The organism is Paracoccus marcusii, from assembly GCF_006151785.1.
Taxonomy (GTDB): Bacteria; Pseudomonadota; Alphaproteobacteria; order Rhodobacterales; family Rhodobacteraceae; genus Paracoccus; species Paracoccus marcusii.
The window spans coordinates 1-24,197 of sequence record NZ_VDDD01000051.1; the positions used below are offsets into that span (position 1 = coordinate 1).

Annotated in this window: 24 protein-coding genes; 7 read left to right on the forward strand and 17 right to left on the reverse strand. The window is 68.0% G+C overall.

All coding sequences use genetic code 11. The annotated features are described in order from the left end of the window. The coding region (xseA, locus tag FHD68_RS09695; RefSeq protein ID WP_139085601.1) for an exodeoxyribonuclease VII large subunit at positions 1-861 on the reverse strand (861 nt) is incomplete at its 3' end. An 83-nt stretch (positions 862-944) separates the two neighbouring features. Here xseA and purD point away from each other — a divergent pair. After that, on the forward strand, positions 945-2,201 hold the full coding sequence (gene purD / locus FHD68_RS09700) for a phosphoribosylamine--glycine ligase (protein ID WP_127899009.1): 1,257 nt from the start codon (positions 945-947) through the stop codon (positions 2,199-2,201). 63 nt (positions 2,202-2,264) lie between these two features. Here the strand turns inward: purD and FHD68_RS09705 are convergent, their stop codons facing one another. Further along, positions 2,265-3,284 carry a ribose-phosphate pyrophosphokinase gene (locus FHD68_RS09705; RefSeq protein WP_045982951.1) on the reverse strand — a complete coding sequence of 340 codons (1,020 nt, stop codon included), beginning with the start codon at positions 3,282-3,284 and terminating at the stop codon, positions 2,265-2,267. Positions 3,285-3,368: 84 nt separating this feature from the next. Here FHD68_RS09705 and FHD68_RS09710 point away from each other — a divergent pair, with 84 nt between their 5' ends. Next, positions 3,369-3,965: a 2-hydroxychromene-2-carboxylate isomerase gene (locus FHD68_RS09710; protein ID WP_127899010.1), complete on the forward strand. Its 597-nt coding sequence runs from the start codon at positions 3,369-3,371 to the stop codon at positions 3,963-3,965. Beyond that, positions 3,962-4,738, forward strand: coding sequence for an alpha/beta fold hydrolase (locus FHD68_RS09715; RefSeq protein WP_127899011.1), 777 nt, complete (start codon positions 3,962-3,964; stop codon positions 4,736-4,738). Before FHD68_RS09710 ends, FHD68_RS09715 begins: the two co-directional genes overlap by 4 nt. Here FHD68_RS09715 and FHD68_RS09720 read toward each other — a convergent pair. The 7 genes from FHD68_RS09720 to FHD68_RS09750 form a co-directional block, all read right to left on the reverse strand. Beyond that, positions 4,735-5,082, reverse strand: coding sequence for an H-type lectin domain-containing protein (locus tag FHD68_RS09720; RefSeq protein WP_045982954.1), 348 nt, complete (start codon positions 5,080-5,082; stop codon positions 4,735-4,737). The two genes, FHD68_RS09715 and FHD68_RS09720, sit on opposite strands and share 4 nt — an antisense overlap. A 102-nt stretch (positions 5,083-5,184) precedes the next feature. After that, entirely contained in the window at positions 5,185-5,634 is a 450-nt protein-coding gene (locus FHD68_RS09725) for a F0F1 ATP synthase subunit epsilon (RefSeq protein ID WP_045982955.1), read from the reverse strand. A gap of 9 nt (positions 5,635-5,643) precedes the next feature. Next, complete coding sequence (atpD, locus tag FHD68_RS09730) at positions 5,644-7,068, reverse strand: F0F1 ATP synthase subunit beta (RefSeq protein WP_045982956.1); 1,425 nt, start codon at positions 7,066-7,068, stop codon at positions 5,644-5,646. Between the two features lie 21 nt (positions 7,069-7,089). Then, positions 7,090-7,962, reverse strand: a complete 873-nt coding sequence (locus FHD68_RS09735) for a F0F1 ATP synthase subunit gamma (RefSeq protein WP_045982957.1) — start codon at positions 7,960-7,962, stop codon at positions 7,090-7,092. Between the two features lie 11 nt (positions 7,963-7,973). Then, on the reverse strand, positions 7,974-9,509 hold the full coding sequence (atpA, locus tag FHD68_RS09740) for a F0F1 ATP synthase subunit alpha (protein WP_045982958.1): 1,536 nt from the start codon (positions 9,507-9,509) through the stop codon (positions 7,974-7,976). After that, a complete protein-coding gene (locus FHD68_RS09745) occupies positions 9,509-10,075 on the reverse strand; it encodes a F0F1 ATP synthase subunit delta (RefSeq protein ID WP_045982959.1) in 567 nt (188 codons plus the stop codon). The genes atpA and FHD68_RS09745 overlap by 1 nt, the downstream gene beginning before the upstream one ends. A gap of 273 nt (positions 10,076-10,348) precedes the next feature. Continuing rightward, a complete protein-coding gene (locus tag FHD68_RS09750; RefSeq protein ID WP_046001073.1) occupies positions 10,349-11,122 on the reverse strand; it encodes a methyltransferase domain-containing protein in 774 nt (257 codons plus the stop codon). Positions 11,123-11,179: 57 nt separating this feature from the next. Here FHD68_RS09750 and gloB point away from each other — a divergent pair, with 57 nt between their 5' ends. Next, a complete protein-coding gene (gene gloB, locus FHD68_RS09755) occupies positions 11,180-11,926 on the forward strand; it encodes a hydroxyacylglutathione hydrolase (RefSeq protein ID WP_127899012.1) in 747 nt (248 codons plus the stop codon). A 216-nt stretch (positions 11,927-12,142) separates the two neighbouring features. Continuing rightward, a complete protein-coding gene (clpA, locus tag FHD68_RS09760) occupies positions 12,143-14,467 on the forward strand; it encodes an ATP-dependent Clp protease ATP-binding subunit ClpA (protein ID WP_127899013.1) in 2,325 nt (774 codons plus the stop codon). Between the two features lie 164 nt (positions 14,468-14,631). On the opposite strand, the gene FHD68_RS09765 is transcribed toward clpA, so the two are convergent. The 4 genes from FHD68_RS09765 to FHD68_RS09780 are packed head-to-tail and all read right to left on the reverse strand — an operon-like array spanning position 14,632 to position 20,456. After that, entirely contained in the window at positions 14,632-15,273 is a 642-nt protein-coding gene (locus FHD68_RS09765; protein WP_164871451.1) for an aminotransferase class IV, read from the reverse strand. Then, positions 15,234-16,364 carry an aminodeoxychorismate synthase component I gene (locus tag FHD68_RS09770; RefSeq protein WP_127899015.1) on the reverse strand — a complete coding sequence of 377 codons (1,131 nt, stop codon included), beginning with the start codon at positions 16,362-16,364 and terminating at the stop codon, positions 15,234-15,236. Before FHD68_RS09770 ends, FHD68_RS09765 begins: the two co-directional genes overlap by 40 nt. Continuing rightward, a complete protein-coding gene (gene mfd, locus FHD68_RS09775) occupies positions 16,361-19,843 on the reverse strand; it encodes a transcription-repair coupling factor (protein ID WP_127899016.1) in 3,483 nt (1,160 codons plus the stop codon). The genes FHD68_RS09770 and mfd overlap by 4 nt, the downstream gene beginning before the upstream one ends. A gap of 40 nt (positions 19,844-19,883) precedes the next feature. Next, positions 19,884-20,456 (reverse strand): hypothetical protein, encoded by a 573-nt coding sequence (locus FHD68_RS09780; protein ID WP_127899017.1) that lies wholly within the window; start codon positions 20,454-20,456, stop codon positions 19,884-19,886. Positions 20,457-20,550: 94 nt separating this feature from the next. Here FHD68_RS09780 and hemB point away from each other — a divergent pair, with 94 nt between their 5' ends. Both hemB and FHD68_RS09790 read left to right on the forward strand, forming a co-directional pair. Further along, a complete protein-coding gene (gene hemB / locus FHD68_RS09785) occupies positions 20,551-21,546 on the forward strand; it encodes a porphobilinogen synthase (protein ID WP_045982965.1) in 996 nt (331 codons plus the stop codon). Positions 21,547-21,616: 70 nt separating this feature from the next. Continuing rightward, positions 21,617-22,243, forward strand: coding sequence for a lipid-binding SYLF domain-containing protein (locus FHD68_RS09790; protein ID WP_045982966.1), 627 nt, complete (start codon positions 21,617-21,619; stop codon positions 22,241-22,243). Here the strand turns inward: FHD68_RS09790 and FHD68_RS19360 are convergent. The 4 genes from FHD68_RS19360 to FHD68_RS09805 form a co-directional block, all read right to left on the reverse strand. Next, positions 22,240-22,677, reverse strand: a complete 438-nt coding sequence (locus FHD68_RS19360; protein WP_205963152.1) for a dioxygenase family protein — start codon at positions 22,675-22,677, stop codon at positions 22,240-22,242. The genes FHD68_RS09790 and FHD68_RS19360 overlap by 4 nt on opposite strands. Before the next feature lie 9 nt (positions 22,678-22,686). Then, the gene (locus FHD68_RS19365) at positions 22,687-22,953 is read right to left on the reverse strand and encodes a peptidase associated/transthyretin-like domain-containing protein (protein ID WP_205963153.1); all 267 of its coding nucleotides are present in this window, start codon (positions 22,951-22,953) and stop codon (positions 22,687-22,689) included. A 66-nt stretch (positions 22,954-23,019) separates the two neighbouring features. Beyond that, positions 23,020-23,664, reverse strand: coding sequence for a GntR family transcriptional regulator (locus tag FHD68_RS09800; RefSeq protein WP_084693866.1), 645 nt, complete (start codon positions 23,662-23,664; stop codon positions 23,020-23,022). A 31-nt stretch (positions 23,665-23,695) separates the two neighbouring features. Beyond that, on the reverse strand, positions 23,696-24,197 hold a 502-nt coding region (locus FHD68_RS09805), incomplete at its 5' end, for a M48 family metallopeptidase (RefSeq protein ID WP_139085599.1).

The following is a 24,197-nucleotide window of genomic DNA, read 5'->3' on the forward strand; positions in this document are numbered from 1 at the left end:
CCCGGTCTCGGCCAGGCGCGCGGCCAGGTCGGCGCGGACCGGGACGGCCATCTCGGCCGCAGCCGTGGGCGTCGGCGCGCGCCGGTCCGAGGCGAAGTCGATCAGCGTCGTGTCCGTCTCATGCCCCACGGCCGAGATCAGGGGGATGGCGCTGTCCGCCGCCGCCCGCACGACCGATTCTTCGTTGAAGCCCCACAGATCCTCCAGCGACCCGCCGCCGCGCGCCACGATGATCAGGTCCGGCCGAGGGATCGGCCCGCCCGGCGACAGCGCGTTGAAGCCCCGGATCGCGGCGGTGACCTGCGGCGCGCAACCCTCCCCCTGCACGGCCACCGGCCAGATGATCACGCGGGTCGGAAAGCGGTCGCGCAGCCGGTGCAGGATGTCGCGGATCACCGCACCGGACGGCGAGGTCACCACCCCTATGACACGCGGCAGGAACGGCAGGGCGCGCTTGCGGTCCTGGTCGAACAGCCCCTCGGCCGCCAGTGCCTTGCGACGCTTCTCCAGCATGGCCATCAGCGCGCCCGCACCGGCGGGCTCGATCTGATCGACGATCATCTGGTATTTCGACTGGCCCGGAAAGGTCGTCAGGCGGCCGGTGGCGATGACCTCCATCCCCTCCTCGGGGCGCTGGATCAGGCGGGCGGCCTGCCCCTTCCAGGTGACGGCGGCCAGCACGGCGCGGTCGTCCTTCAGGTCGAAATACAGATGCCCCGATCCGGGACGGGACACGCGCCCGACCTCGGCCCGGACGCGAACGCGGCCGAACTGATCCTCGATGCTGCGTTTGACCGCGCCGGACAGTTCGGACACGGTGAATTCATGCGCGTTGCTGCCCGGTTCCGGGGCATCGTCCATGTCGTCGTCCAGCAGGTCCATGCGTCTTGTTCCCTTGTCCGGGCCAGACTAGAACGCCGCAAGGTCAAGCGAAAGGGCGGCAGATGAATATCCTGATCCTGGGCGGCGGCGGGCGCGAACATGCGCTGGCCTGGGCGATCCGGCAGAACCCGAAATGCGACCGCCTGATCGTGGCACCCGGCAATGCGGGCATCGCGGGCGTGGCCGAATGCGCCGACCTGGACGTGCTGTCGCGGGCCGAAGTGCTGGAATTCGCGCAGGAGAACGCCGTCGACTTCGTCATCGTCGGCCCCGAGGCGCCCCTGGCCGCGGGCGTATCCGACGCGCTGCGCGATGCGGGCTTCCTGGTCTTTGGCCCGTCGCAGGCCGCGGCCCAGTTGGAGGCCTCCAAGACCTTCACCAAGGAGATCTGCGACGCCTGCGCCGCCCCCACCGCGGCCTGGGCCCGGTTCACCGATGCCGCCGCGGCGCGCGATTACGTGACCGCCCAGGGGGCGCCCATCGTGGTCAAGGCCGACGGGCTGGCCGCCGGCAAGGGCGTCACCGTGGCCGAGACGGTGGACCAGGCCCATGCCGCCATCGACGACATCTTTGACGGGGCCTTCGGCGACATGTCCGTCGTCATCGAGGAGTTCATGGACGGAGAGGAGGCCAGCTTCTTCATCCTCTCGGACGGCACCGACTGCCTGGCCATCGGCACCGCCCAGGACCACAAGCGCGTGGGCGACGGCGATACCGGCCCGAATACTGGCGGCATGGGCGCCTACAGCCCCGCCCCGGTGCTGACGCAGGCGATCCAGGACCAGGTGATGGAGCGCATCGTGCGCCCCACCATCGCCGAGATGGCGCGGCGCGGCATGCCCTTCCAGGGGGTGCTCTATGCCGGGCTGATGATCGCGGACGGACAGGCGCGGCTGGTCGAATATAACGTCCGCTTCGGCGACCCGGAATGCCAGGTGCTGATGATGCGGCTTGGTGGGCAGGTCTTGGACGTGCTGCTGGCCTGCGCCGAAGGGCGGCTGGCTCAAACCCCCGTGACCTGGGCCGACGATCACGCCCTAACGGTGGTCATGGCGGCCCAGGGCTATCCCGGCAGCTATGCCAAGGGGACCGTCATCGGCGGCCTGCAGGCCCTGCCCGAAACCAGCTTTCAGATGACCTTCCACGCGGGCACGGCCGACCGCGATGGCGCGGTTGTCGCCACCGGAGGGCGCGTGCTGGCCTGCACCGGGCGCGGCGCGACCCTGGCCGAGGCGCATCAGCGCGCCTATGCGCTGGTCGACGCGATCGACTGGCCGCAGGGCTTCTGCCGCCGCGACATCGGCTGGCGCGCGCTGTGAACCCATGACAAAGGGCCGGCCCCGCGACGGGGCCGGCCCTTGGACGCCGTCGGGACGATCCGGTCAGATCGGCGAATACAGCCCTTCGTAGATCGGCAGAAGGGTGTCCGTCTCGAACAGGCTGCTGACCGAGGTGCCGTTCCAGATGTTCAGGATCGCCTGCGTGAACATCGGTGCGGTCGGCACGATGCGGATGTTTGGCGCGTTCCTGACCGCATCGGTGGGCTGGATCGAATCGGTGATGACCAGCGATTTCATCACCGAATTGGTGACCCGCTCGACCGCCGGGCCCGAAAGGACGCCGTGGGTGATGTAGGCATGGACCTCGGTCGCGCCGTTGTCGGTCAGCACCTGCGCCGCCTTGACCAGCGTGCCGGCGGTGTCGCAGATGTCGTCCACGATGATGCAGGCCTTGCCCGCCACGTCACCGATCACGGTCATCTCGGCGATCTCTCCGGCCTTCTCGCGGCGCTTGTCGACGATGGACAGAGGCGCACCGATCCGGGTGGCCAGTTCGCGGGCCCGGGCCACACCGCCGACGTCGGGCGACACGACCATCAGGTCGTTCATCCGCCCCTTGAAGTGATGCTGCACGTCCAGCGCAAAGACCGGCGCGGCATAGAGGTTGTCCACCGGCACGTCGAAGAAGCCCTGGATCTGGGCCGCGTGCAGGTCCAGCGTCAGGACGCGGTCCACGCCCGCCTCGGTCAGCAGGTTCGCGACCAGCTTGGCGCTGATCGGGGTGCGGGCCTTGGCGCGGCGGTCCTGGCGGGCATAGCCGAAATAGGGAATCACCGCCGTGATGCGCGCGGCCGACGACCGGCGCAGCGCGTCGGTCATGATCAGCAGCTCCATCAGGTTGTCGTTGGCCGGGTTCGACGTGGGCTGGATGATGTACATGTCCTCGCCGCGGACGTTCTCGTAGACCTCGACGAAGATCTCCTGGTCGTTGAAGCGTTCGACGCGGGCGTCCAGCAGGTTGACGCTCATGCCGCGATGCAGGGACATGCGCCGCGCGATGGACTGGGCCAGCGGTCGGTTGGCGTTTCCGGAAATCAGCTTGGGTTCGGTCATGACGGGCATGGGGCGGGCCTTTGGCGGTTGCGTCAGATTGCGGTTGCCTTAGCACCGGGCTAGCCTGCGGGCAAACCCGGAAAGGACAAGGCCATGGCCCATATCGACTATTATCTGGGGACGATCAGCCCCTGGTGCTATCTTGCCGGCGACCGCCTGGAACAGATCGCCGCCCGGCACGGCGCGCAGATCACCTACAAGCCGCTGGACCTGCTGCAGCTGTTCGACCGGACCGGCGGGGTGCGCCCGGCGCAGCGCCATGCCAGCCGGATGGACTACCGCAACCAGGAACTGCCCCGGTGGGCCGACCATCTGGACATGCCCCTGAACCTCAAGCCCGCGCATTGGCCGGTGAACATGGCGCCGTCGTCCTATGCCATCATCGCGGCGCAGGCGGCGGGGGGCGATGTCGGCGCGCTGGCCCAGAGCTTTCTGCGGGCGGTCTGGGCCGAGGAACGCGACATCAGCGACGACGCGGTGATCCGCGACATCCTGGGCGCCAACGGGTTCGACCCGTCCCTGGCCGACACGGGCCTGTTCGTGGGCGCCGAGACCTACGGCCGCAACCTGGAACAGGCAGTGGCCGCCGGGGCCTTCGGCGCCCCCTTCTATGTCGTGCGCGAGACCGATCAGCGGTTCTGGGGCCAGGACCGGCTGGACTTTCTGGACCGCCATCTGGCCGCGCTATGAGCGGACTGCACCTGCGGCACTGGCCGGGCGATCCGGATCGCCCGGCACTGGCGCTTCATTGCATGATGGGCAGCGGGTCGGCCTGGGGTCCGATCGCGCGGCTGCTGGAGAGGCGCGTCGATCTGCGAGGCTTCGACATGCCGGGCCACGGGCGCAGCGACGACTGGCAGCCCCAGCCCGACGGCCCCGACTATCACACCGCGGTCACGCGTCTGGCGGCGGCGATGATCGACCGGCCGCTGGACCTGATCGGCCACAGCTTCGGCGCGACCGTGGCGCTGCGGATCGCGGTCGCGGCGCCCGATGCCGTGCGCAGCCTGACCCTGATCGAACCGGTGCTGTTCGCCGCCTGCCCGGACCCGGCCCAGGACGCGCTGGATGCCCGCATGGCCGACCTTCTGGACCAGGGCCAGGACGACCAGGCCATGGCGGCCTTCCTGTCGGTCTGGGGCGCGCAGGACCCCGACCGTCTGCCCCCCGAGGCCCGCGCCCAGATGGTGCGCCAGATCCGGCTGGTGGCCGGGACCGGCGACGCGCTTCGCCATGACAGCGCCCGCATCCTGCGCGAGGGCGGGTTGGAGCAGGTCGACGCCCCGGTGCTGCTGATCCAGGGGGCCGACAGCCCGGCGGTGATCGGCGGCATCATCGACGCGCTGGCGGGCCGGTTGCCCGATGTCGGGCGCGCCACGATCCCCGGTGCCGGCCACATGGCGCCCCTGACCCATCCGGAACAGGTCGCGGGACTGATCGGGGTCAACCTGGACCGCGCCTAGAGGATGAAGTCCTGTTCGTCGGGCACGGCCCCAATGGCCATCCACTCCACCCGCATCCGCGCGATGCGGGTGTCGCCCCAGGTGCGGAAGAGGATGTCGAACCCGGTCAGGGTCACGTTCTCGACCTGCAGGTCGCCGCGCTGGTTGCGATCGCTGTCCAGGTCCCACATCCCGACGCCAAGATGCACAACAGGCGGCGCCACGAAGCGGTCGCCGAACTCGACACGCTGGCGGTGCGACCGATCGCCCGTCTCGGTCCACATCGGCCCCTGCGTGTCGAAATCAGAGACCATCGTGACTGCACCGCGTGCGATCCCGATCTCGTGGGTTGCAAATCGTATCATCCGGTCCTTCCCGTCACCCGCGCGGCGATGCTAGCGGCGGCCAGGGTGAAAAAAAAGCCCCGGCAGTGCCGGGGCCTTTCAAGATGTCGATGGTCGGACGGATCAGTCCGGAACCGTCGACTGATTGGGGTCCAGCCCGATATGGGTGCCAAGCGCCTGCATGTCGCCCAGAAGCTTGACGGCGGCGGTCACGACCTCTTCGCCGACATGTTCGCGCCGATCCTTGGCGCTGCGATGGGCGCGGTGGGCGTCCTTCATCATGTCGTTGTAGACGTCCTGCGTGATCTCCTCGCGCGGGTGTCCGCGTTCGGCCAGCAGGCTGACGCTGTCCTGGTTGATCTCGGCAAAGCCGCCGGTGACGGCGAATTCGCTGGTGGTGCCGTCGGCACCCACCAGGATCACCATGCCCGGACGCAGGGTCACGATCGTGGGCGCATGGCCGGGCATGGCGGTCAGATCGCCATCGCTGCCCGGCAGGCGCACCTCGCGCACGGGAACGGAGGCGAGGCTCCGTTCCGGCGACACGAGGTCGAACTGCATGGTATCGGCCATTCTGCCCCCTTACGCCGCTTCTGCGGCCAGACGCTCTGCCTTGGCCTTCACGTCGTCGATGTCGCCGACCATGTAGAAGGCCGATTCCGGCAGGTGGTCGTACTCACCCGCGACGACCGCCTTGAACGAGGCGATGGTCTTCTCCAGCGGCACCTGGACGCCGTCGGAACCGGTGAAGACCTTGGCAACGTCGAAGGGCTGCGACAGGAAGCGCTGGATCTTGCGCGCACGGGTCACGGTCAGCTTGTCCTCTTCGGACAGTTCGTCCATGCCCAGGATCGCGATGATGTCCTGCAGCGACTTGTACTTCTGCAGGATGCCCTGCACATCGCGCGCCACCTGGTAGTGCTCCTCGCCGACGACGGCGGGGTCCAGGATGCGGCTGTTGGAGTCCAGCGGGTCCACGGCCGGGTAGATGCCCAGTTCCGAGATCGCGCGCGACAGAACCGTCGTGGCGTCCAGGTGGGCGAAGGTCGTGGCGGGCGCCGGGTCGGTAAGGTCGTCGGCCGGGACGTAGACGGCCTGGATCGAGGTGATCGAGCCGTTCTTGGTCGAGGTGATGCGTTCCTGCATCGCGCCCATGTCGGTGGCCAGCGTCGGCTGATAGCCCACAGCGGACGGGATGCGGCCCAGCAGAGCCGACACTTCGGACCCGGCCTGGGTGAAGCGGAAGATGTTGTCCACGAAGAACAGCACGTCCGTGCCCGACGCGTCGCGGAACTGCTCCGCCAGGGTCAGACCGGTCAGGGCGACGCGCATGCGGGCGCCCGGCGGCTCGTTCATCTGGCCATAGACCAGGGCCACTTTCGAATCGACTAGGTTGTCGGGAACGATGACGCCCGATTCGACCATCTCGTGGTACAGGTCGTTGCCCTCGCGGGTGCGCTCACCCACGCCGGCGAACACCGAATAGCCCGAGTGCACCTTGGCGATGTTGTTGATCAGTTCCATGATCAGAACCGTCTTGCCCACACCGGCGCCGCCGAACAGGCCGATCTTGCCGCCCTTGGAATAGGGGGCCAGTAGGTCGATGACCTTGATGCCGGTCACCAGGATCTCCGAGCTGGTCGCCTGCGCGGCGAAGTCCGGAGCGGCCTGGTGGATGGCGCGGGTCTCGCTGGTGGCCAGGGCTTCACCCTCGTCCACGGGCTCGCCCACGACGTTCAGGATGCGGCCCAGGGTCACGTCGCCCACGGGCACCATGATCGGGTTGCCGGTGTCGGTCACGACCTCGCCGCGGACCAGACCTTCGGTCGCGTCCATGGCGATGGTGCGGACGGTGTTCTCGCCCAGATGCTGGGCAACTTCCAGCACCAGCGTCTTGCCGTTGTTTTGGGTTACCAGCGCGTTCAGAATCGCGGGAAGCCGGTCTTCGAACTGCACGTCAACGACGGCGCCGATCACCTGCGTGATTTTACCAGTGGCCTCTGCCATGTTGTCACCTTTGCTTTACGGTCAGAGCGCCTCGGCGCCCGCAATGATTTCGATCAGCTCCGTGGTGATCGCAGCCTGACGCGAGCGGTTGTACTGCGTCGTCAGCCTGTCGATCATGTCGCCCGCGTTGCGCGTGGCGTTGTCCATGGCACTCATCCGCGCGCCCTGCTCGGACGCCGCATTCTCTAGAAGCGCCGCAAAGATCTGCGTGGCCACCGAACGGGGCAGCAGATCGGCCAGCAGTTCTTCCTCGCCCGGTTCGTAGTCGTAGAGGGCGTTCGTCTCGGACGCGCCCTCGGGGACTTCGGCGGGGATGATCTGGCGCGCGGTCGGAACCTGGCTGATCACCGATTCGAACCGGTTGTAGAAGATCGTCGCCACGTCGAAATCGCCGGTGTCGAAGCGGGTCAGCACCTCGTCGGCGATGGCGCGGGCCGTGTCATAGCCCATGCGTTTGACCTCGGAGAGGTCGACATGGTGCACGAACAGGCTGCCATAGTCGCGCTTGAGCTGCTCGCGGCCCTTCTTGCCGACGGTCAGGATCGCGACGTCCTTGCCCTCGGCGCGCAGCCGGTCGGCGTGCTGGCGGGCCAGACGCACGATCGAGCTGTTGAAGCCGCCGGCCAGGCCGCGTTCCGCCGTCATCACGACCAGCAGATGACGCTTGTCGTCGCCCGTTCCGGCCAGCAGGCGGGGCGCGCCGGACTGGCCTGCCGCATTCGCGGTCAGGCCGGCCATGACGGCCGCCATGCGGTCGGCATAGGGACGCGCGGCTTCCGCCGCGTCCTGCGCCCGGCGCAGTTTCGCGGCGGCGACCATCTGCATCGCCTTGGTGATCTTCCGCGTGTTCTTGACGCTTCCGATCCGGTTCTTGAGATCCTTGAGACTGGGCATCTATTCCCCCCTCAGGCGCGGGTGCGGTTGTATTCGTCCAGCGCCGCCTTGATCGAGGCTTCCAGCTCGCCGCTGACCTTGCGGTCGTTGCGGGTCATGTCGTCCAGCAGGTCGGACTTCTGGCCGCGCAGGAAGTGGATCAGACCGTCTTCCCAGGCAACGACGTCGCGCACAGGCACGTTGTCGATATAGCCCTTGGTGCCGGCATAGATCACGATGACGATCTCGGCGTTGGTCAGGGGACGGTACTGCGGCTGCTTCATCAGCTCGGTCAGGCGCGAACCGCGGTTCAGCAGGCGCTGCGTCGCGGCGTCCAGATCCGAACCGAACTGGGCGAAGGCGGCCATCTCGCGGTACTGCGCCAGTTCCAGCTTGACCGGACCCGCGACGGATTTCATCGCCTTGGTCTGGGCGGCCGAACCCACGCGGCTGACCGACAGACCGGTGTTCACGGCAGGGCGGACGCCCTGGAAGAACAGTTCGGTCTCCAGGAAGATCTGGCCGTCGGTGATCGAGATCACGTTGGTCGGGATATAGGCCGACACGTCGCCCGCCTGCGTCTCGATGATCGGCAGCGCGGTCAGCGAGCCCGAGCCGTTGGCCTCGTTCAGCTTGGCCGAACGCTCCAGCAGGCGCGAGTGCAGATAGAAGACGTCGCCCGGATAGGCTTCGCGTCCGGGCGGACGGCGCAGCAGCAGCGACATCTGGCGATAGGCCACGGCCTGCTTGGACAGGTCGTCATAGATGATCAGCGCGTCCATGCCGTTGTCGCGGAAGTATTCGCCGATCGCGGTGCCCGAATAGGGCGCCAGGAACTGCATCGGCGCCGGGTCGGACGCGGTCGCTGCCACCACGGTGGTGTAGGCCATGGCGCCGGTCTCTTCCAGCTTCTTGACCAGCTGGGCCACGGTCGAGCGCTTCTGGCCGACGGCGACATAGATGCAGTGCAGGGTCTTCATGCCCTCGGCCTCGCGGCCGTTGTAGCTCATCTGGTTCAGGATCGTGTCCAGCGCGATCGCGGTCTTGCCGGTCTGACGGTCGCCGATGATCAGCTCGCGCTGGCCGCGGCCGACGGGGATCATGGCGTCGACGGATTTCAGGCCGGTCGCCATCGGCTCGTGGACCGACTTGCGCGGCATGATGCCGGGGGCCTTCATGTCGGCGATGCGGCGCTCGGTCGTCTCGATCGGGCCCTTGCCGTCGATCGGGTTGCCAAGGCCGTCCACGACGCGACCCAGCAGGGCCTTGCCGACCGGAACGTCCACGATCGAGCGCGTGCGCTTGACGGTGTCGCCTTCCTTGATCGAGCGGTCGTCGCCGAAGATCACGATACCGACGTTGTCGGTCTCGAGGTTCAGCACCATGCCGCGGATTCCGCCGGGGAACTCGACCATCTCGCCGGCCTGGACCTTGTCCAGACCATAGACGCGCGCGATGCCGTCACCGACGGACAGGACCTGACCAACTTCGGCAACTTCGGCGTCCTGGCCGAAGTTCTTGATCTGCTCCTTGAGGATCGCCGAAATTTCGGCAGCCTGGATTCCCATTATCCGACCTCTTTCATGACATTCTGCAGGGAAGCGAGCTTCGAGCGGACCGAACTGTCGATCATCTGCGAGCCCAACTTGACAATCATGCCGCCGATGAGGGTCTCATCGACGCGCGTGTTCAGCTTGACCGTCTTGCCGGATTTCTCGGCCAGGGTCTGTTTCAGGCGGTCCATCTGCGCATCGGTCAGTGCGATGGCGCTGGTGACGTCGGCGGTGACCTCGCCCCGCTCCGTGGCGATCAGCTCCGCCAGGCGGGCGGTCAGTTGCGGCAGCACGAACAGGCGGCGATTCTTCGCCATCAGCTGCAGCGTGTTGGCCAGCACCGGCGACAGGCCCATGCGGGTCGACAGCGCGCCGATCGCGGCCGCCTGCTGGTCGCGGGAATAGATCGGGCTGGCGATCAGGTCCCGCAGCTCGGCGCTGTCGTGCAGGGCGGCGTTCAGATCGTCGGTCTGGGTGGCCAGGGCGTCCATGCCCCCGCTTTCCTTCGCGATCTCGAAGACGGCCTGCGCATAGCGTCCGGCGATGCTCTGGGAGATGGAAACAGAGTTGGCCACGGTCATCCTTTACGGTTTGCGCAAACCCCGCTGGCGGGCCGGGCTGCTGCCTGGTCTGTCGCGGGGTGCGGGTCGCGGTCGCGCGGCTGATGGAAGGTCGCGCGCAAATCTGGGGCGTCTCTAGCAGGTGATTTGACGCCCGGCAACCGTCCAGGGCCCTGAAACGCGGGCCTTTGCGACAAACGGCGCAGGATCGGCGAAACCCCACGGGGACAGCGCTAACACCCCGCATCCCGGGCCCGCGCACCGTGCGGCAGGATGTCGCATCAGAGGCCGGTTTCAGTCGATTTCGCGGGCCGTCGGGGCGGCTTGCGGACGCGGTCGGGCCACCCCGTCCAGGATCTCCAGCGGACTTGGCACATGGATTCGCACCCCGGGACCGACCGGCGCGCGGGCATGCTTGGACAGTTCGACCATGATGACGCCGGCGATCAGCACCCGGCTGATCCGCGCGCCGGTGCGTTCCCAGAACTGGGCGCTGCGCAGCCAGAATCGCCGGTCCGAGGGCGGGATGTAGATGGCGCTGCCATGCCAATCGGGCTGGAACCCCGCGCGGCGCATCTGCGCCTCGATCTGACCGGTGGTGTAGGACCGCCCAAAGCCGAAGGGCGTGCGGTCCGACGCGGCCCACAGGCCCGCCCGGTTCGGCACCATCAGCATCATCCGCCCGCCCGGCCCAAGGCAGCGCCATGCCTCGGTCAGCAGTTCGCGGGGATGCTCGCTGGTTTCCAGCCCGTGCAGCATGACCAACCGGTCCAGGCTGCCGGTCTGGATGGGCCAGGCGGTCTCGTCGCACAGGACGGCATGGTTGGGCATGCCCGCGGGCCAGCCCATCACCCCCTGCGGGCCGGGCATCAGCGCGGTCACCCGCCGCGCGGTCGGCAGATAGGGTCGCAGCATCGGCGCCGCGAACCCGAACCCTGCCACGGTCATGCCGCTGCTGCGCGCAGGGTCCCACCGCGCCGTCAGCCGGTCGCGCAGGATCCGCTGGACCACGCGCCCCAACGCCCGTTGGTAATAGAACCGTCGCAGCTGGTCGATGTCGTGGTGCATTGCGCGCAGGTCCCGGTTTTGACAGGCTCAGGTGAACACATGGTCAAGGATTTGCCAATGCCGCTGGAACTGGTCACGCTGCGCTGTCTCAAGGACAACTACGCCTATCTGCTGCATTCGGACGCGGGCACCGTGCTGATCGACGCCCCCGAGGCCATGCCGGTCCTGACCGAGCTGGAGGCGCGGGGCTGGGGGCTGGACGCGATCCTGCTGACCCATCACCACGACGACCACATCCAGGCCGTGCCGGAGATCGTCGCCGCCACCGGTGCTCGGGTCATCGGGGCCGCCGCCGATGCGCATCGCCTGCCGCCGCTGGACGTCAGCGTCGTGCCAGGAGAGCCGCTGGAGGTTTTGGGCGAACCCGTCCACGTGATCGACGTGTCGGGCCATACCGTGGGCCACGTAGCGTTTCATTTTCCGGACAGTGCGATGGCCTTCACCGCCGACAGCCTGATGGCCCTGGGCTGCGGTCGCCTGTTCGAGGGCGACCCTGCGATGATGTGGGACAGCCTGTCGCGGCTGAACGCCCTGCCCAGCGACACGCTGATCTGTTCGGGGCACGACTATTGCACGGGCAACGGCGCCTTTGCCCTGTCGGTCGATCCCGACAACGCGGCGCTGCAGGACCGCTTGTCAGCCATCGCCGAAGCGCGCATCCCTTGCGCCCCCGCCACGCTGGAGGTGGAGCGCGCCACGAACCCCTTCCTGCGCGCCGCCGCGCTGGCACCGGCGCTTGGGATGGCGGGGGCGGATGACGCGCAGGTCTTTGCCCGCCTGCGCCGGATGAAGGACAATTTCTGAGGCCTGCGGCATCGGCGCGCGGGGGCGTGCCGGCCCCGCGCTTGAAATGCGGGCTTTGCGACATCACATCTGCCTCAAGCGTGGGAAAATCGTGGCACCTGTCTGAAAAATCACTTGAAGCCGAACGAAATCCACCAATTCTTAACCCTACCGTGACAGTCTGGGCAGGTGGGCCGCGAACAGCCCATACCGCCAGCCGACTGACAGGAGACGACCGTGCCAAGTTTCTCGACCTCCCTGGAACAGGCCATTCACCAAGCGCTTGCGCTGGCGAACGAACATCGACACGAGCTTGCGACGCTGGAACACCTGTTGCTGGCGCTGACCGAGGAACCCGATGCGGTCAAGGTTATGCGCGCCTGCAACGTGGACCTTGAGGATCTGCGCAAGACGCTGGTCGATTTCATCGAGGATGACCTGTCGACCCTGATCACCGACGTCGAAGGTTCGGAGGCCGTGCCCACGGCCGCGTTCCAGCGCGTCATCCAGCGCGCGGCGATCCACGTGCAAAGCTCGGGCCGGCAGGAGGTCACCGGCGCGAACGTGCTGGTCGCGATCTTCGCCGAGCGCGAATCGAATGCGGCCTTCTTCCTGCAGGAGATGGACATGACCCGTTACGACGCGGTCAACTTCATCGCTCATGGCGTGGCCAAGAACCCGTCCTTCAACGAGCCCCGCAAGGTGGTCGGATCGGAGGAGCCGGTCGAGCAGAGCAAGGCCGAGGCCGCCCCCGACCCCAAGGACGAGACCGCGCTTGGCAAGTACTGCGTCGATCTGAACGTCAAGTCCAAGAAGGGCGACGTGGACCCGTTGATCGGACGCGAATCCGAGGTCGAGCGGGCCATTCAGGTCCTGTGCCGCCGGCGCAAGAACAACCCGCTGCTGGTGGGTGATCCGGGCGTGGGCAAGACCGCCATCGCCGAGGGCCTGGCGCTGAAGATCACCCGCGGCGAGACCCCCGAGGTCTTGGCCGGGGCGACGATCTTCTCGCTGGACATGGGCGCGCTGCTGGCCGGCACACGCTATCGCGGCGACTTCGAGGAGCGGCTGAAGGCCGTCGTCAAGGAACTTGAGGCGCATCCCGACGCCATCCTGTTCATCGACGAGATCCACACCGTGATCGGTGCGGGCGCGACCTCGGGCGGGGCGATGGATGCGTCGAACCTGCTGAAACCCGCGTTGGCGGGCGGCAAGCTGCGCTGCATGGGCTCGACGACCTACAAGGAGTATCGCCAGCACTTCGAGAAGGACCGCGCGCTGAGCCGCCGGTTCCAGAAGATCGACGTGAACGAGCCTTCGGTGCCGGACACCATCAAGATCCTGATGGGTCTGAAGCCGCATTTCGAGGCGCATCACGACCTGCGCTATACCAATGACGCGATCAAGTCGGCGGTAGAACTGGCGGCACGCTACATCAACGACCGCAAGCTGCCGGACAGCGCCATCGACGTCATCGACGAGGCCGGTGCCGCCCAGCATCTAGTCAGCGAGAGCAAGCGCCGCAAGACGATCAGCCCCAAGGAGATCGAGGCCGTCGTGGCCAAGATAGCCCGCATCCCGCCCAAGAACGTCAGCAAGAACGACGCCGAGGTCCTGCGCGACCTGGATGCCGGTCTGAAGCGGGTCGTCTTTGGTCAGGACAATGCCATCGAGATGCTGTCCAGCGCCATCAAGCTGGCCCGTGCGGGCCTGCGCGAGCCGGAGAAGCCCATCGGCAACTACCTGTTCGCGGGCCCGACGGGCGTCGGCAAGACCGAGGTGGCCAAGCAGCTGGCCTCAAGCCTGGGGGTCGAGCTGATCCGCTTCGACATGTCGGAATACATGGAGAAGCATGCCGTCAGCCGCCTGATCGGCGCGCCTCCGGGCTATGTCGGCTTCGACCAAGGCGGCCTGCTGACCGACGGCGTGGATCAGCACCCGCATTGCGTGCTGCTGCTGGACGAGATCGAGAAGGCGCATCCGGATGTGTTCAACATCCTGCTGCAGATCATGGATGCGGGTCGCCTGACCGACCATAACGGCCGGACCGTCGATTTCCGCAACGTGATCCTGATCATGACCTCGAATGCGGGCGCCGCGGATCAGGCCAAGGCCGCGATCGGCTTCGGACGCGACCGGCGCGAGGGCGAGGACACGGCCGCGATCGAGCGGACCTTCACGCCCGAGTTCCGCAACCGTCTGGATGCCATCATCTCCTTTGCGCCGCTGTCGCGTGACGTCGTGGTTCATGTCGTCGAGAAGTTCGTCCTGCAACTGGAAGCGCAGCTGATGGACCGCAATGTCCATATCGAGCTGACCCCCGAGGCTGCAAACTGGCTGGCCGAAAAGGGATACGACGACCGCATGGGCGCCCGCCCCTTGGGCCGCGTGATCCAGGAAAGCATCAAGAAGCCCCTGGCCGAGGAACTGCTGTTCGGACGCCTGACCAAGGGCGGCGTGGTCCGCGTCAAGATCGAGGACGATAAGCCGGCCTTCGACATCACCGGCCCCGATGCCCCACGGATCGGCAAGTCCAAGACGCCCTTGCTGACTGCTGAATAAGCGCGAAAGGCCCCGCCACGACGGCGGGGCCTTTTTCGTTATGGGCCGGCGTTCCTGAACGCCGCCGGCCATGAACCAGAACCGACGATCGCGACAAGGGATGCGGGGGCGACGCCCCCCCGCGCGGGGCGGGCCCCCTCGATGGGGGTCCGCCCCTCTTCCGATCAAGGTGTGATCAGCCGTGCCGGGATCAAGCCGCGCAATGCGTTGCCGCAGTAAAGCTGGCCGTGCTGCAGATCCGCCACCGTCAGCACGGCCTCCTGTGCCCGACCATCGGCCAGCAGCGTCTCGCGCAGGACGCCCGGCAGCAACCCGCTTCGCGACGGCGGCGTCAGCAGGCGACCATCGCGGCGCAGGAAGATATTGGTGATCGTGCCCTCGCACAGCTCCCCGTCTGCGTTCCTCAGCAGCCCTTCATCGATGCCGGGGGGCAGCGCCGCGCGGGCGGCGTCATAGATCGGTCGATGCGACGTCTTGATCCGCAACCATGGGTCGCCCGCCTCAAGGCGCATGAACGACAGGACCACCCGCCAGACCGCCGGGTTCGGCGGCAGCGGCGCATGGGTCAGGGCGACCTGCCCTGCCTGATCGACCGACAGCCGCGCCCGAAGAACCGCACCACGCGGCAGTCGCGCCAACGCCGCCGTGACGCTGTCTTCGTCCAGCGCGATCCCGGTCGTCGCGCAGCCGCGGCGCAGACGTGCCAGATGGCGCGGCCACAGGGCGATACAGCCGTCCGCCTCGGCGCGCATGGTCTCGAAGACGGTCAGGCCGTCGGGGATCGGCCCAGAAATGCGGCCTTGCACAATGCTTCCTCCCATTCGGACCCGGCTTGGCTGTCATGCACGATGCCGCCGCCGACATTCAGGCGCAACATTCCCGGCGTTTCCACCCAAGGGGACCGGATCGCCACGCTGAACCGCATAGGCCCCGCCGGATCGACCCATCCGATGGCCCCGCAATAGACCTCGCGCGCGGCGCCCTCCAGATCGGCGATGATCTGCATCGACCTGACCTTGGGCGCTCCGGTGATCGACCCGCAGGGAAACAGCGCCGCCAGGATCTGTGCCAGCCCCGCGTCGGGCGCCAGCTGACCCTGCACTGTCGAGACCATCTGATGCACGGTGGCATAGGTCTCGACATTGAACAGCTGCGGGACGCGAACGGTGCCGGGCAGGCAGATACGGCTGATGTCGTTGCGCAGCAGATCGACGATCATCAGGTTCTCGGCCCGGTTCTTGGCCGATCCATGCAGCGCCTGCGCGGCTTGCGCGTCATTTGCCGGGGTGTCGCCGCGTGCGGCCGTGCCCTTCATCGGGCGGGTGGTGATACCCCTGTCGGCATCGACGGCAAAGAACAGCTCGGGCGAGCGCGACAGGACGACCGGCCCACCCAGATCGACAAAGGCCCCCTCGCCCACCGGCTGCCGGGCGGCCAGCGCGGCATAGATCGCCAAGGGATCGCCCTCGACCTCGGCCTGCAGTGGGAATGTCAGGTTGATCTGATAGGTGTCGCCTGATTCGATCAGCCCGTGCACGGCCGCGATGGCCGCGTCATAGCGCGCGCGATCCCACAGGGGGCGCACCGCGCCGATGGCGACGCCGTCGGGCGACGGCAGGGGATCCGCCGGGTGCGGGCCGTCAAAGACCCCCATCAGGATCAGCGGCATCTGCCGGTCCGCCGGCATCAGCCCGGCCAGCCGTGGGATCAGCGCGTGACCCAGTTCATAGGACAGATACCCCGCCAGCCAGCAACCCCGCTCGGTCGCCGCCTGCATCGCGGCCAGGGCCGGACCCACGCCCGCCGCGCTGTCCGCCCAGATGATCGCCTGCGGGGCGCGGAACAGCGTGCCGTCGCCCAGGGGCCCGGTGTCGAACCGGATATGCCCGCCCGTCACGTGGCGGCCTTTTTCGCGGCGGCGCGGCCTTCCTTGATCTTGGCTGCCAGATCGCGCGCCACGGCGAAGGCGCCCTTGATGCGTTCGCCGTCGGTGGCAAAGTCGCGCTTCAGCACGACCTTGTTGTCGGTGACCTTGGCCGTGCCGCGCTCGTCGGACAGGAAATCGACCAGCCCGGCGGGGTTGGGGAACTTGTCCTGATGGAACTGGACCGTGATGCCCTTGGGGCCCACGTCCAGCTTGGCGATGTTGGCGCGCTTTGCCATCGCCTTGATGCGGATCACCAGCAGCAGGGTGTTGACCTCGCGCGGCAGCGGGCCGAAGCGGTCGATCAGTTCCGCCGCAAAGCCCTCCAGCTCGACCTTGGTCGTCAGGTCGGCCAGGCGTCGATACAGACCCAGCCGCACGTCCAGATCGGGGATATAGCTGTCGGGAATGGTCACCGGCACACCCAGGTTCAGCTGCGGCGCCCATTCATCCTCGGGCGTGCCCTCCAGCTCTCCGGATTTCAGCTTGGCGATCGTCTCCTCCAGCATGGCCTGGTACAGTTCGAACCCGACCTCCTTGATGTGGCCCGACTGCTCCTCTCCCAGAAGGTTGCCGGCACCGCGCAGGTCAAGGTCCTGGGACGCCAGGTTGAAGCCCGCTCCCAGGCCGTCGATGTTGCCCAGGAACTTCAGCCGCCGCATGGCCTGCGGCGTCAGCGGCGCACGCGGCTTGGTGGTCAGATACGCATAGGCCCGCGCCTTGGAACGACCCACGCGACCGCGGATCTGGTACAGCTGCGACAGGCCGAACATGTCGGCGCGCCAGACGATCATCGTGTTCGCGGTCGGGATATCCAGCCCCGATTCGACGATGGTCGTGGCCAGCAGGATATCGTGGCTGCCGTCGTAGAAGGCGTTCATGCGGCTGTCCAGGTCGCCCGCCGCCAGCTGGCCATGCGCCACGATATAGGACAGCTCGGGCATGTTCTCGGTCAGCCAATGCTCGATCTCGGGCAGGTCGGTCAGGCGGGGCACGACAAAGAATGACTGCCCGCCGCGATACTTCTCGCGCAGCAGCGCCTCGCGGATGGTGACGGTGTCGAATTCGCTGACATAGGTGCGGATCGCCAGGCGGTCGACCGGCGGCGTGCCGATCACCGACAGGTCGCGCACCCCCGTCAGCGACAGCTGCAGCGTGCGCGGAATGGGCGTCGCGGTCAGGGTCAGCACGTGGATGTCGCTGCGCAGCTCCTTGAGCCGCTCCTTGTGGCCGACGCCGAAATGCTGCTCCTCGTCGATGATGAGCAGGCCCAGGTTCTTGAACCGCACGCCCTTGGCCAGCACTGCATGAGTGCCCACGACGATGTCCACGCTGCCGTCCGACAGGCCGGTGCGGGTGGCCGACGCGTCCTTGGCACTGACAAAGCGCGACAGCGGGCGGACGGTGATGGCGGTGCCGCGAAACCGTTCGACGAAGCTGCGGTAATGCTGGCGGGCCAGCAGGGTCGTGGGGGCCACGACGGCGACCTGCATCCCCTGGCTGGCCGCGATGAAAGCCGCACGCATGGCGACCTCGGTCTTGCCGAACCCCACGTCGCCCACGATCAGGCGGTCCATCGGGCGACCGATGGCCAGATCGCCGGCTACGTCCTCGATTGCGGACAGTTGGTCGTCGGTCTCGCTATAGGGGAAGCGCGCGGCAAAGGCCTGCCAGTCGTGATCGTCGGGCTCCAGCAACGGGGCGGGACGCAGCAGGCGTTCGGCGGCGACGCGCATCAGCTTGTCGGCGATCAGCTTGATGCGTTCCTTCAGCTTGGCCTTGCGGGCCTGCCAAGCTCCGCCGCCAAGCCGGTCCAGTAGGCCCTCCTCGTGGCCGTACCGCGACAGCAGCTCGATGTTCTCGACCGGCACGAACAGCCGGTCGCCGCCTGCATATTCCAGCGCCACGCAGTCATGCGGCACCTTCATCGCCATGATCGTCTCGATGCCGGTGTATCGGCCGATGCCGTGTTCGACATGCACGACCAGATCGCCCGGCGACAGGGTCTGGGTGTCCTTCAGGAAATTGTCGGCCTTGCGCCGTTTCTTGGCGCCACGGATCAGCCGGTCGCCCAGCACATCCTGTTCCGAGATCACCGCCAGCCGCCCCAAGGCGCTGCCGTCGGCCACGAAACCCTCGTCCAGGGGCCAGACGGTCAGGCCGATGCTGCCCGGCTGGTCCGGCAGGTCGCGGATGTCCGCGATGGGCTTGGCCCCGGCCAGCCCCTCGTCCGTCAGAAGACCGGACAGGCGTTCGCGTGCGCCGTCGGAAAAGCTGGCGATGATGACGCGGTGGGTGCGCGCCAGCGCCTTGACGTGATCGGCAAGCGCGCCGAACAGGTTGATCTGCTCGGCCTGGCGTTCGGGGGCAAAGTTGCGCCCCTGCCGGCCGCCCGCGTCCAGCACGCCCGGCCCGGGCGGCTGCTGCAGGACCGACAGGCGCAGCACCCGGTGCGGGGCCAGCCAGGCGTCCCATTCGGCATCGGTCGGAAACATCGCGTCGGGTGGCACGGGCTTATAGACCGTGTCGGCCCGCCCCTTGGCGGCCATCGCGGCGCGACGCGCCTCGAACTGTTCGCGGATCATCGTGCGGCGGGCGTCGATCACCTGGCCAATGTGATCGTCCAGCACCACCGACGCGCCGGGGGCATAGTCGAACAGGCTCTCCATCCGGTCGTGAAACCACGGCAGCCAATGTTCCATGCCGGCCGTCTTGCGGCCCGCGCTGACGCTTTCGTACAACGGGTCGCTGGTCCCGCCGCCGTATTCGGTGCGATAGCTTTGCCGGAACCGCGTGATCGAGGGTTCGTCCAGGATGACCTCGGACATCGGCGCCAGCTCGATCCGGTCCAGCTTTTCGGTGGTGCGCTGCGTGTCGGGATCGAACCGCCGCGCGCCGTCCAGCACGTCGCCGAACAGGTCCATGCGGATCGGCCCGGTGGTGCCGGGAGGATAGATGTCGATGATGCCGCCGCGGATCGCGTAATCGCCCGGGTCGGTCACGGTCGCGGTCTGCGCGAACCCCATGCGCACCAGGAACTCGCGCAGGGCGACCTCGTCGATGCGGTCGCCCACGCGCGCGATGAAGGCGGTGCCGCGGACCAGATCGCGGGCCGGCACCCGCTGCAGCACGGCGTTCAGCGTGGTCAGCAGGACGAACGGTCCCTTGATGCGCCCCTGCGCCAGCCCCGCCAGCGTCGCCATGCGCGCGGCCTGAACCTCGGGCGCCGGAGAGATGCGGTCATAGGGCGTCGTGTCCCAGGCCGGGAAATCCAGCACCGGCAGATGCGGTGCCATGAAGGTCAGCGCCTGGCGCATCGCCTCCATGCGGCGGTCGTCGCGGGCCACGTGGATCACGGGCGCGCCGCGGTTCTCGGGTCGCGCCGCCTCGCGCGCGATCAGCGCGGCGTCATAGCCTTCGGGCGCACCGGACAGGATCAGCTTGTCGGACATGGATGCTGACCTAAGCGGCTGCGCGGGGAAGTCAAGCGGGTCAGAAGCCCACGGGATGCAGGACCGTCCACAATGCCCCCCACAACGCCGTCACCGCGACCGCGATCATCGACAGGATTGTCACGAACCGCTTGTGCCAGACCATCGCGCGGGCCGCATCGCCCGCGGCCTGCGACACGGGGGCGCGCCCCTCCTGCGCGGCATGGACCAGCGGCACCAGACGCCGTGCCAGGCGCACCCGCATCCAGAACAGCACCCAGAACGGCAGCAGCAGCAGCGTCAGCGCTTGTGCCATCTCCAGCCAGAAGACGAAACCCAGCACCGCCAGCGAGGTCATCAGGAAGCTGGTGACGCCCAGAAAGGCCGCCCCCTCGCGCGGGCGCAGCTGCCAGCGGGGCAGGATCAGCGACAGCCAGTCCAGCAGCGTGATGACCGCCGGTCCCTGCGCATCGTCGCCCGCCAGCGACGCCCGGGCGCGGGCCAGGACCACGGTCGGGATGCCCAGCACGCTGCGGCCGGCGACCGACCACATGCCGATCAGCACAAGCCAGAACCAGATCGTCGAAAAGGACCGGCTGCCCAGAAGCCCGATCAGGTTGTCGAATTGCGGCACGGGCAGTTCCTTGTCCTTGTCTGCGCGCGACCTTAGAACGGGTTTCAATCAAGGAAAAGCGGCACGGTTGCCCCACCCCAGACAGGAGGCCCCCATGGCCAGTCCCATCATCGCCCCCTTCCCCGCCGGCCGCCTGCGCCGGCTGCGCCGCAACGCCAACATCCGCGCGATGGTGTCGGAACGGAACCTGACCCCCGCCAACCTGATCTGGCCGATCTTCGTGACCGAGGTCGCCGGCGCCGAGGGCGAGATCGCCTCGATGCCCGGGGTCGAACGCCTGACCCTGGACGGCGCGCGCCGGGCGGCGGAACGGGCGGCGCGGCTGAACATCCCCGCGATCTGCATCTTTCCCCATTCCGACCAGGCCAGCCGCACCGACGACTGCGCCCGCGCATGGGATCCCGACAATATCGGCAACCTGGCCATCCGCGCGGTCAAGGAGGAGGTCCCCGATCTGGTCGTGATGACCGACATCGCGCTGGACCCCTATAACGCCAACGGCCATGACGGGCTGGTCCGGGACGGAGAGATCCTGAACGACGAGACCATCGAGGCGCTGGTGCGCATGGCGCTGGTCCAGGCCGATTGCGGCGCGGACATCCTGGGGCCAAGCGACATGATGGACGGGCGCATCGCCGCCCTGCGCGCCGCCCTGGAACGCCATGACCACAAGAACGTCGCGATCCTGTCCTATGCGGCGAAATTCGCCAGCGCGTTCTATGGGCCGTTCCGCGACGCGGTGGGTGCGTCGGGCAGGCTGGTGGGCGACAAGAAGACCTATCAGATCAACCCCGCCAACCGCGGCGAGGCGATCCGCTGCGTCGCGCGCGACCTGGCCGAGGGCGCGGACATGGTCATGGTGAAACCCGGCATGCCCTATCTGGACATCTGCCGGGCCGTGAAGGACGAATTCGGTGCGCCCACCTTCGCCTATCAGGTCAGCGGCGAATACGCGATGATCGAGGGGGCGATCCGCAACGGCTGGCTGTCGCGCGACGCGATGGTGGAAAGCCTGCTGGGCTTCCGCCGCGCGGGCTGCGACGGGGTGCTTAGCTACTTTGCGCCGACGGTGGCCGAAATGCTGGCATGACGCCGGTGGCTGGCGTATCTTGCGCGCCAACGGGCCGAGACGAGCCCCGCACCCCGACACGAGGCGACACATGACCCACCCGATCCACCTGTCCCGTCGCAACCTGCTGCTGACCGGGGGCGCGGCCCTACTGGCCGCCGGCTGCAGCAACGCGGTCGGCAGCGACGCGGCCGCCCAGCTGGATGCGCGCGTCGACCAGACGCACCAGTATCTGGTGACCACCTATCCTGCATCCCAACCCCTGCTGCAGAACGCCCGCGGCGTGCTGTACATGCCCCTGATGACCGAGGCCGCGCTTGGCTTTGGCGGCGCCTATGGCCAGGGCGCGCTGCGGATCGGCGGGCAGACGGTCGACTATTACTCGGCCACCCGCGCGACCGTGGGGCTTCAGGCGGGTGCGCAGCAATACGCGCATGTGCTGATCTTCCAGGACGAACAGGCGCTGACCGCGTTCCGTGCGGCACCGGGCTGGACCGCGGGTGCCGGGGCCTATTACGCGCTGCCGTCGGGCGGCATGGCGGTGGGTGCCGATACGTTCAGCGCCCAGTTCCCGGTCGTGGCGATGATCTTCGGCCAGTCGGGCCTGATCGCCGGTGCGGCGATCGAGGGGACGAAATACACCCGCGTCATCCCCTCGGCCCTGCCCAACGTCCAGTTCGGCAATCTGGGCCTGCCGCCGATGGGCGTGCAGGGCTAGGACCGCGACAACAGCGCCCCGCGGTCATCGGCCAGCCCGATGACCATCGCGGCCTCGAACCCGCCATCGACCTGCGTGACCTCGGCATAGGCGCCCTGCCCCGCGCGGCGCGCGATGCCGTCCTGATCGTTGAAGATCCGCCCCCGCGTGCTGTCGCGGGCGTAATCGGGCAGCTGGTCGAAGACCGCACGGCTGAAGCGGTCGGGAAAGAAGATCTGACCGGTCAGCAGGTCGCGTTCCCCCAGCAGCACCTTGAAATGCACATGCGCCGTGCGGCCCTGATACCATCCAGGCCAGATCGTGCGGAACGCCGCCCGCCCGGCCTGGTTGGTCACCTGCGCGCCGCGCAGGAAGGTCTCTCCGCTCAGGTCGCCCTGCTGCTGGCCGGGATAGCCGCTGTAGTTGCCCTGCGCGTCGCAATGCCAGACATCCACCCGCGCGCCCTAGATGGGCCGGCAGGCCGCATCCACCACCTGCAACCGCAGCGCCAGCGGATAGCCGGCACGCCCGTCGCGGATGTCGCCGCGCATCAGGCGCGGATCGAAGTAGAACGGCCCCTGCGTCGTCGCCGGGGTCACCTGGCAGACGTTCGCGGCGATCAGCCTGGCGGCACGGGCATCCTGGGCCAGCGCCTGCCCCACCGCCCCGATGCCCAGCACGGACGGCGCGGCGATGGCCAGGCTTCGCAACAGCTGACGGCGGTCGATCATCGGGCATCTCCTGTGGTCGGGATGCCATGATGCCCGGCGGGGCGCGCGGGCAAAGTCACATTGCCGTCAGGCGCCCTCGGTCGAGGTCAGGTGCCGCAGGCCGTGCGTCACGTCGGCCCGCACCGCCAGGCGCAGCGCGGGCTCGTCGCCGGCGCGCAGCGCGGCCAGGATCATGCGGTGATGGCGCGGCGGTTCGTTGCGCCGCACACGACCATAAAGCGCGCGCATCGTCGGACCCAGCTGCAGCCAGATCGTCTCCAGCATGGCCAGCATCGCGGGAGCCTGCGCCCGCAGATACAGCATGCGGTGAAAATCGAGGTTGCAGCGGATATAACCCACGGCATCGTGACGCTCGACGGCATCCGCGATCCGCCCGTTCATCACCGCCAGACGGTCGATCAGCGCGAAATGCGCCCGCGGCAGGGCGCGGGCGGCCAACTCGGGCTCGATCAGCGCGCGCAGGGCGGCCAATTCCTCGATCCGATCGTCGGACAGGGCGGGTGTGGCCACGCGTCCCGATCCCGACAGGGTCAGCGCGCCTTCGGCGACCAGGCGGCGCACGGCCTCGCGCGCGGGGGTCATCGACAGGTTGTGATCGCGCGCGATGCCGCGCAGCGTCAGCGCCTTGCCCGGCGGCAGTTCCCCCAGCATGATCTGGCTGCGCAGGCTCCGATACAGGCGTTCATGGGCGGTGGGGTCGGTCGGGCTCATGGCTATGATGTGATCACAAATCCGGGCTGCGTCAATCGCGGAACCGCCACAGCATCAGATCTCCCCCCTGCGCGCGCAGCCACGCCCGATGCGGGGCGTGACCGGGCATCAGCGCCTCGACCTGGGCCCAGAACCGGGCCGAATGATCCATATGCGCCAGATGCGCGACCTCGTGCGCGGCGACATAGGCCAGCACGACCGGGGGCGCCATCGCCAGGCGCCACGAGAACATCAGCCGCCCGTCATGGGTACAGCTGCCCCACCGGGACCGCGTGTCGCGCAGGGCGATGGCGGCATAGGGCCGCCCCAGTGCCTCCGCGAACCGGTCGCAGGCCACCCGCAGGCGCAGCATCGCCAGATGCTTCAGCCAGGCGGCCGCAACGGCGCCCGCCGGGCGTCCTTCGGGGATCAGCAGGCGGTCGTCCTGAACCTGGGCGCGCAGCACCGGTGCCGGTGTCAGGATCAGCGCCCGCCCCTCGACCGGCAGGGCCGCGCCGGGCACCGCCGCCTGTCGCAGGGGCAGCCGGCCCACC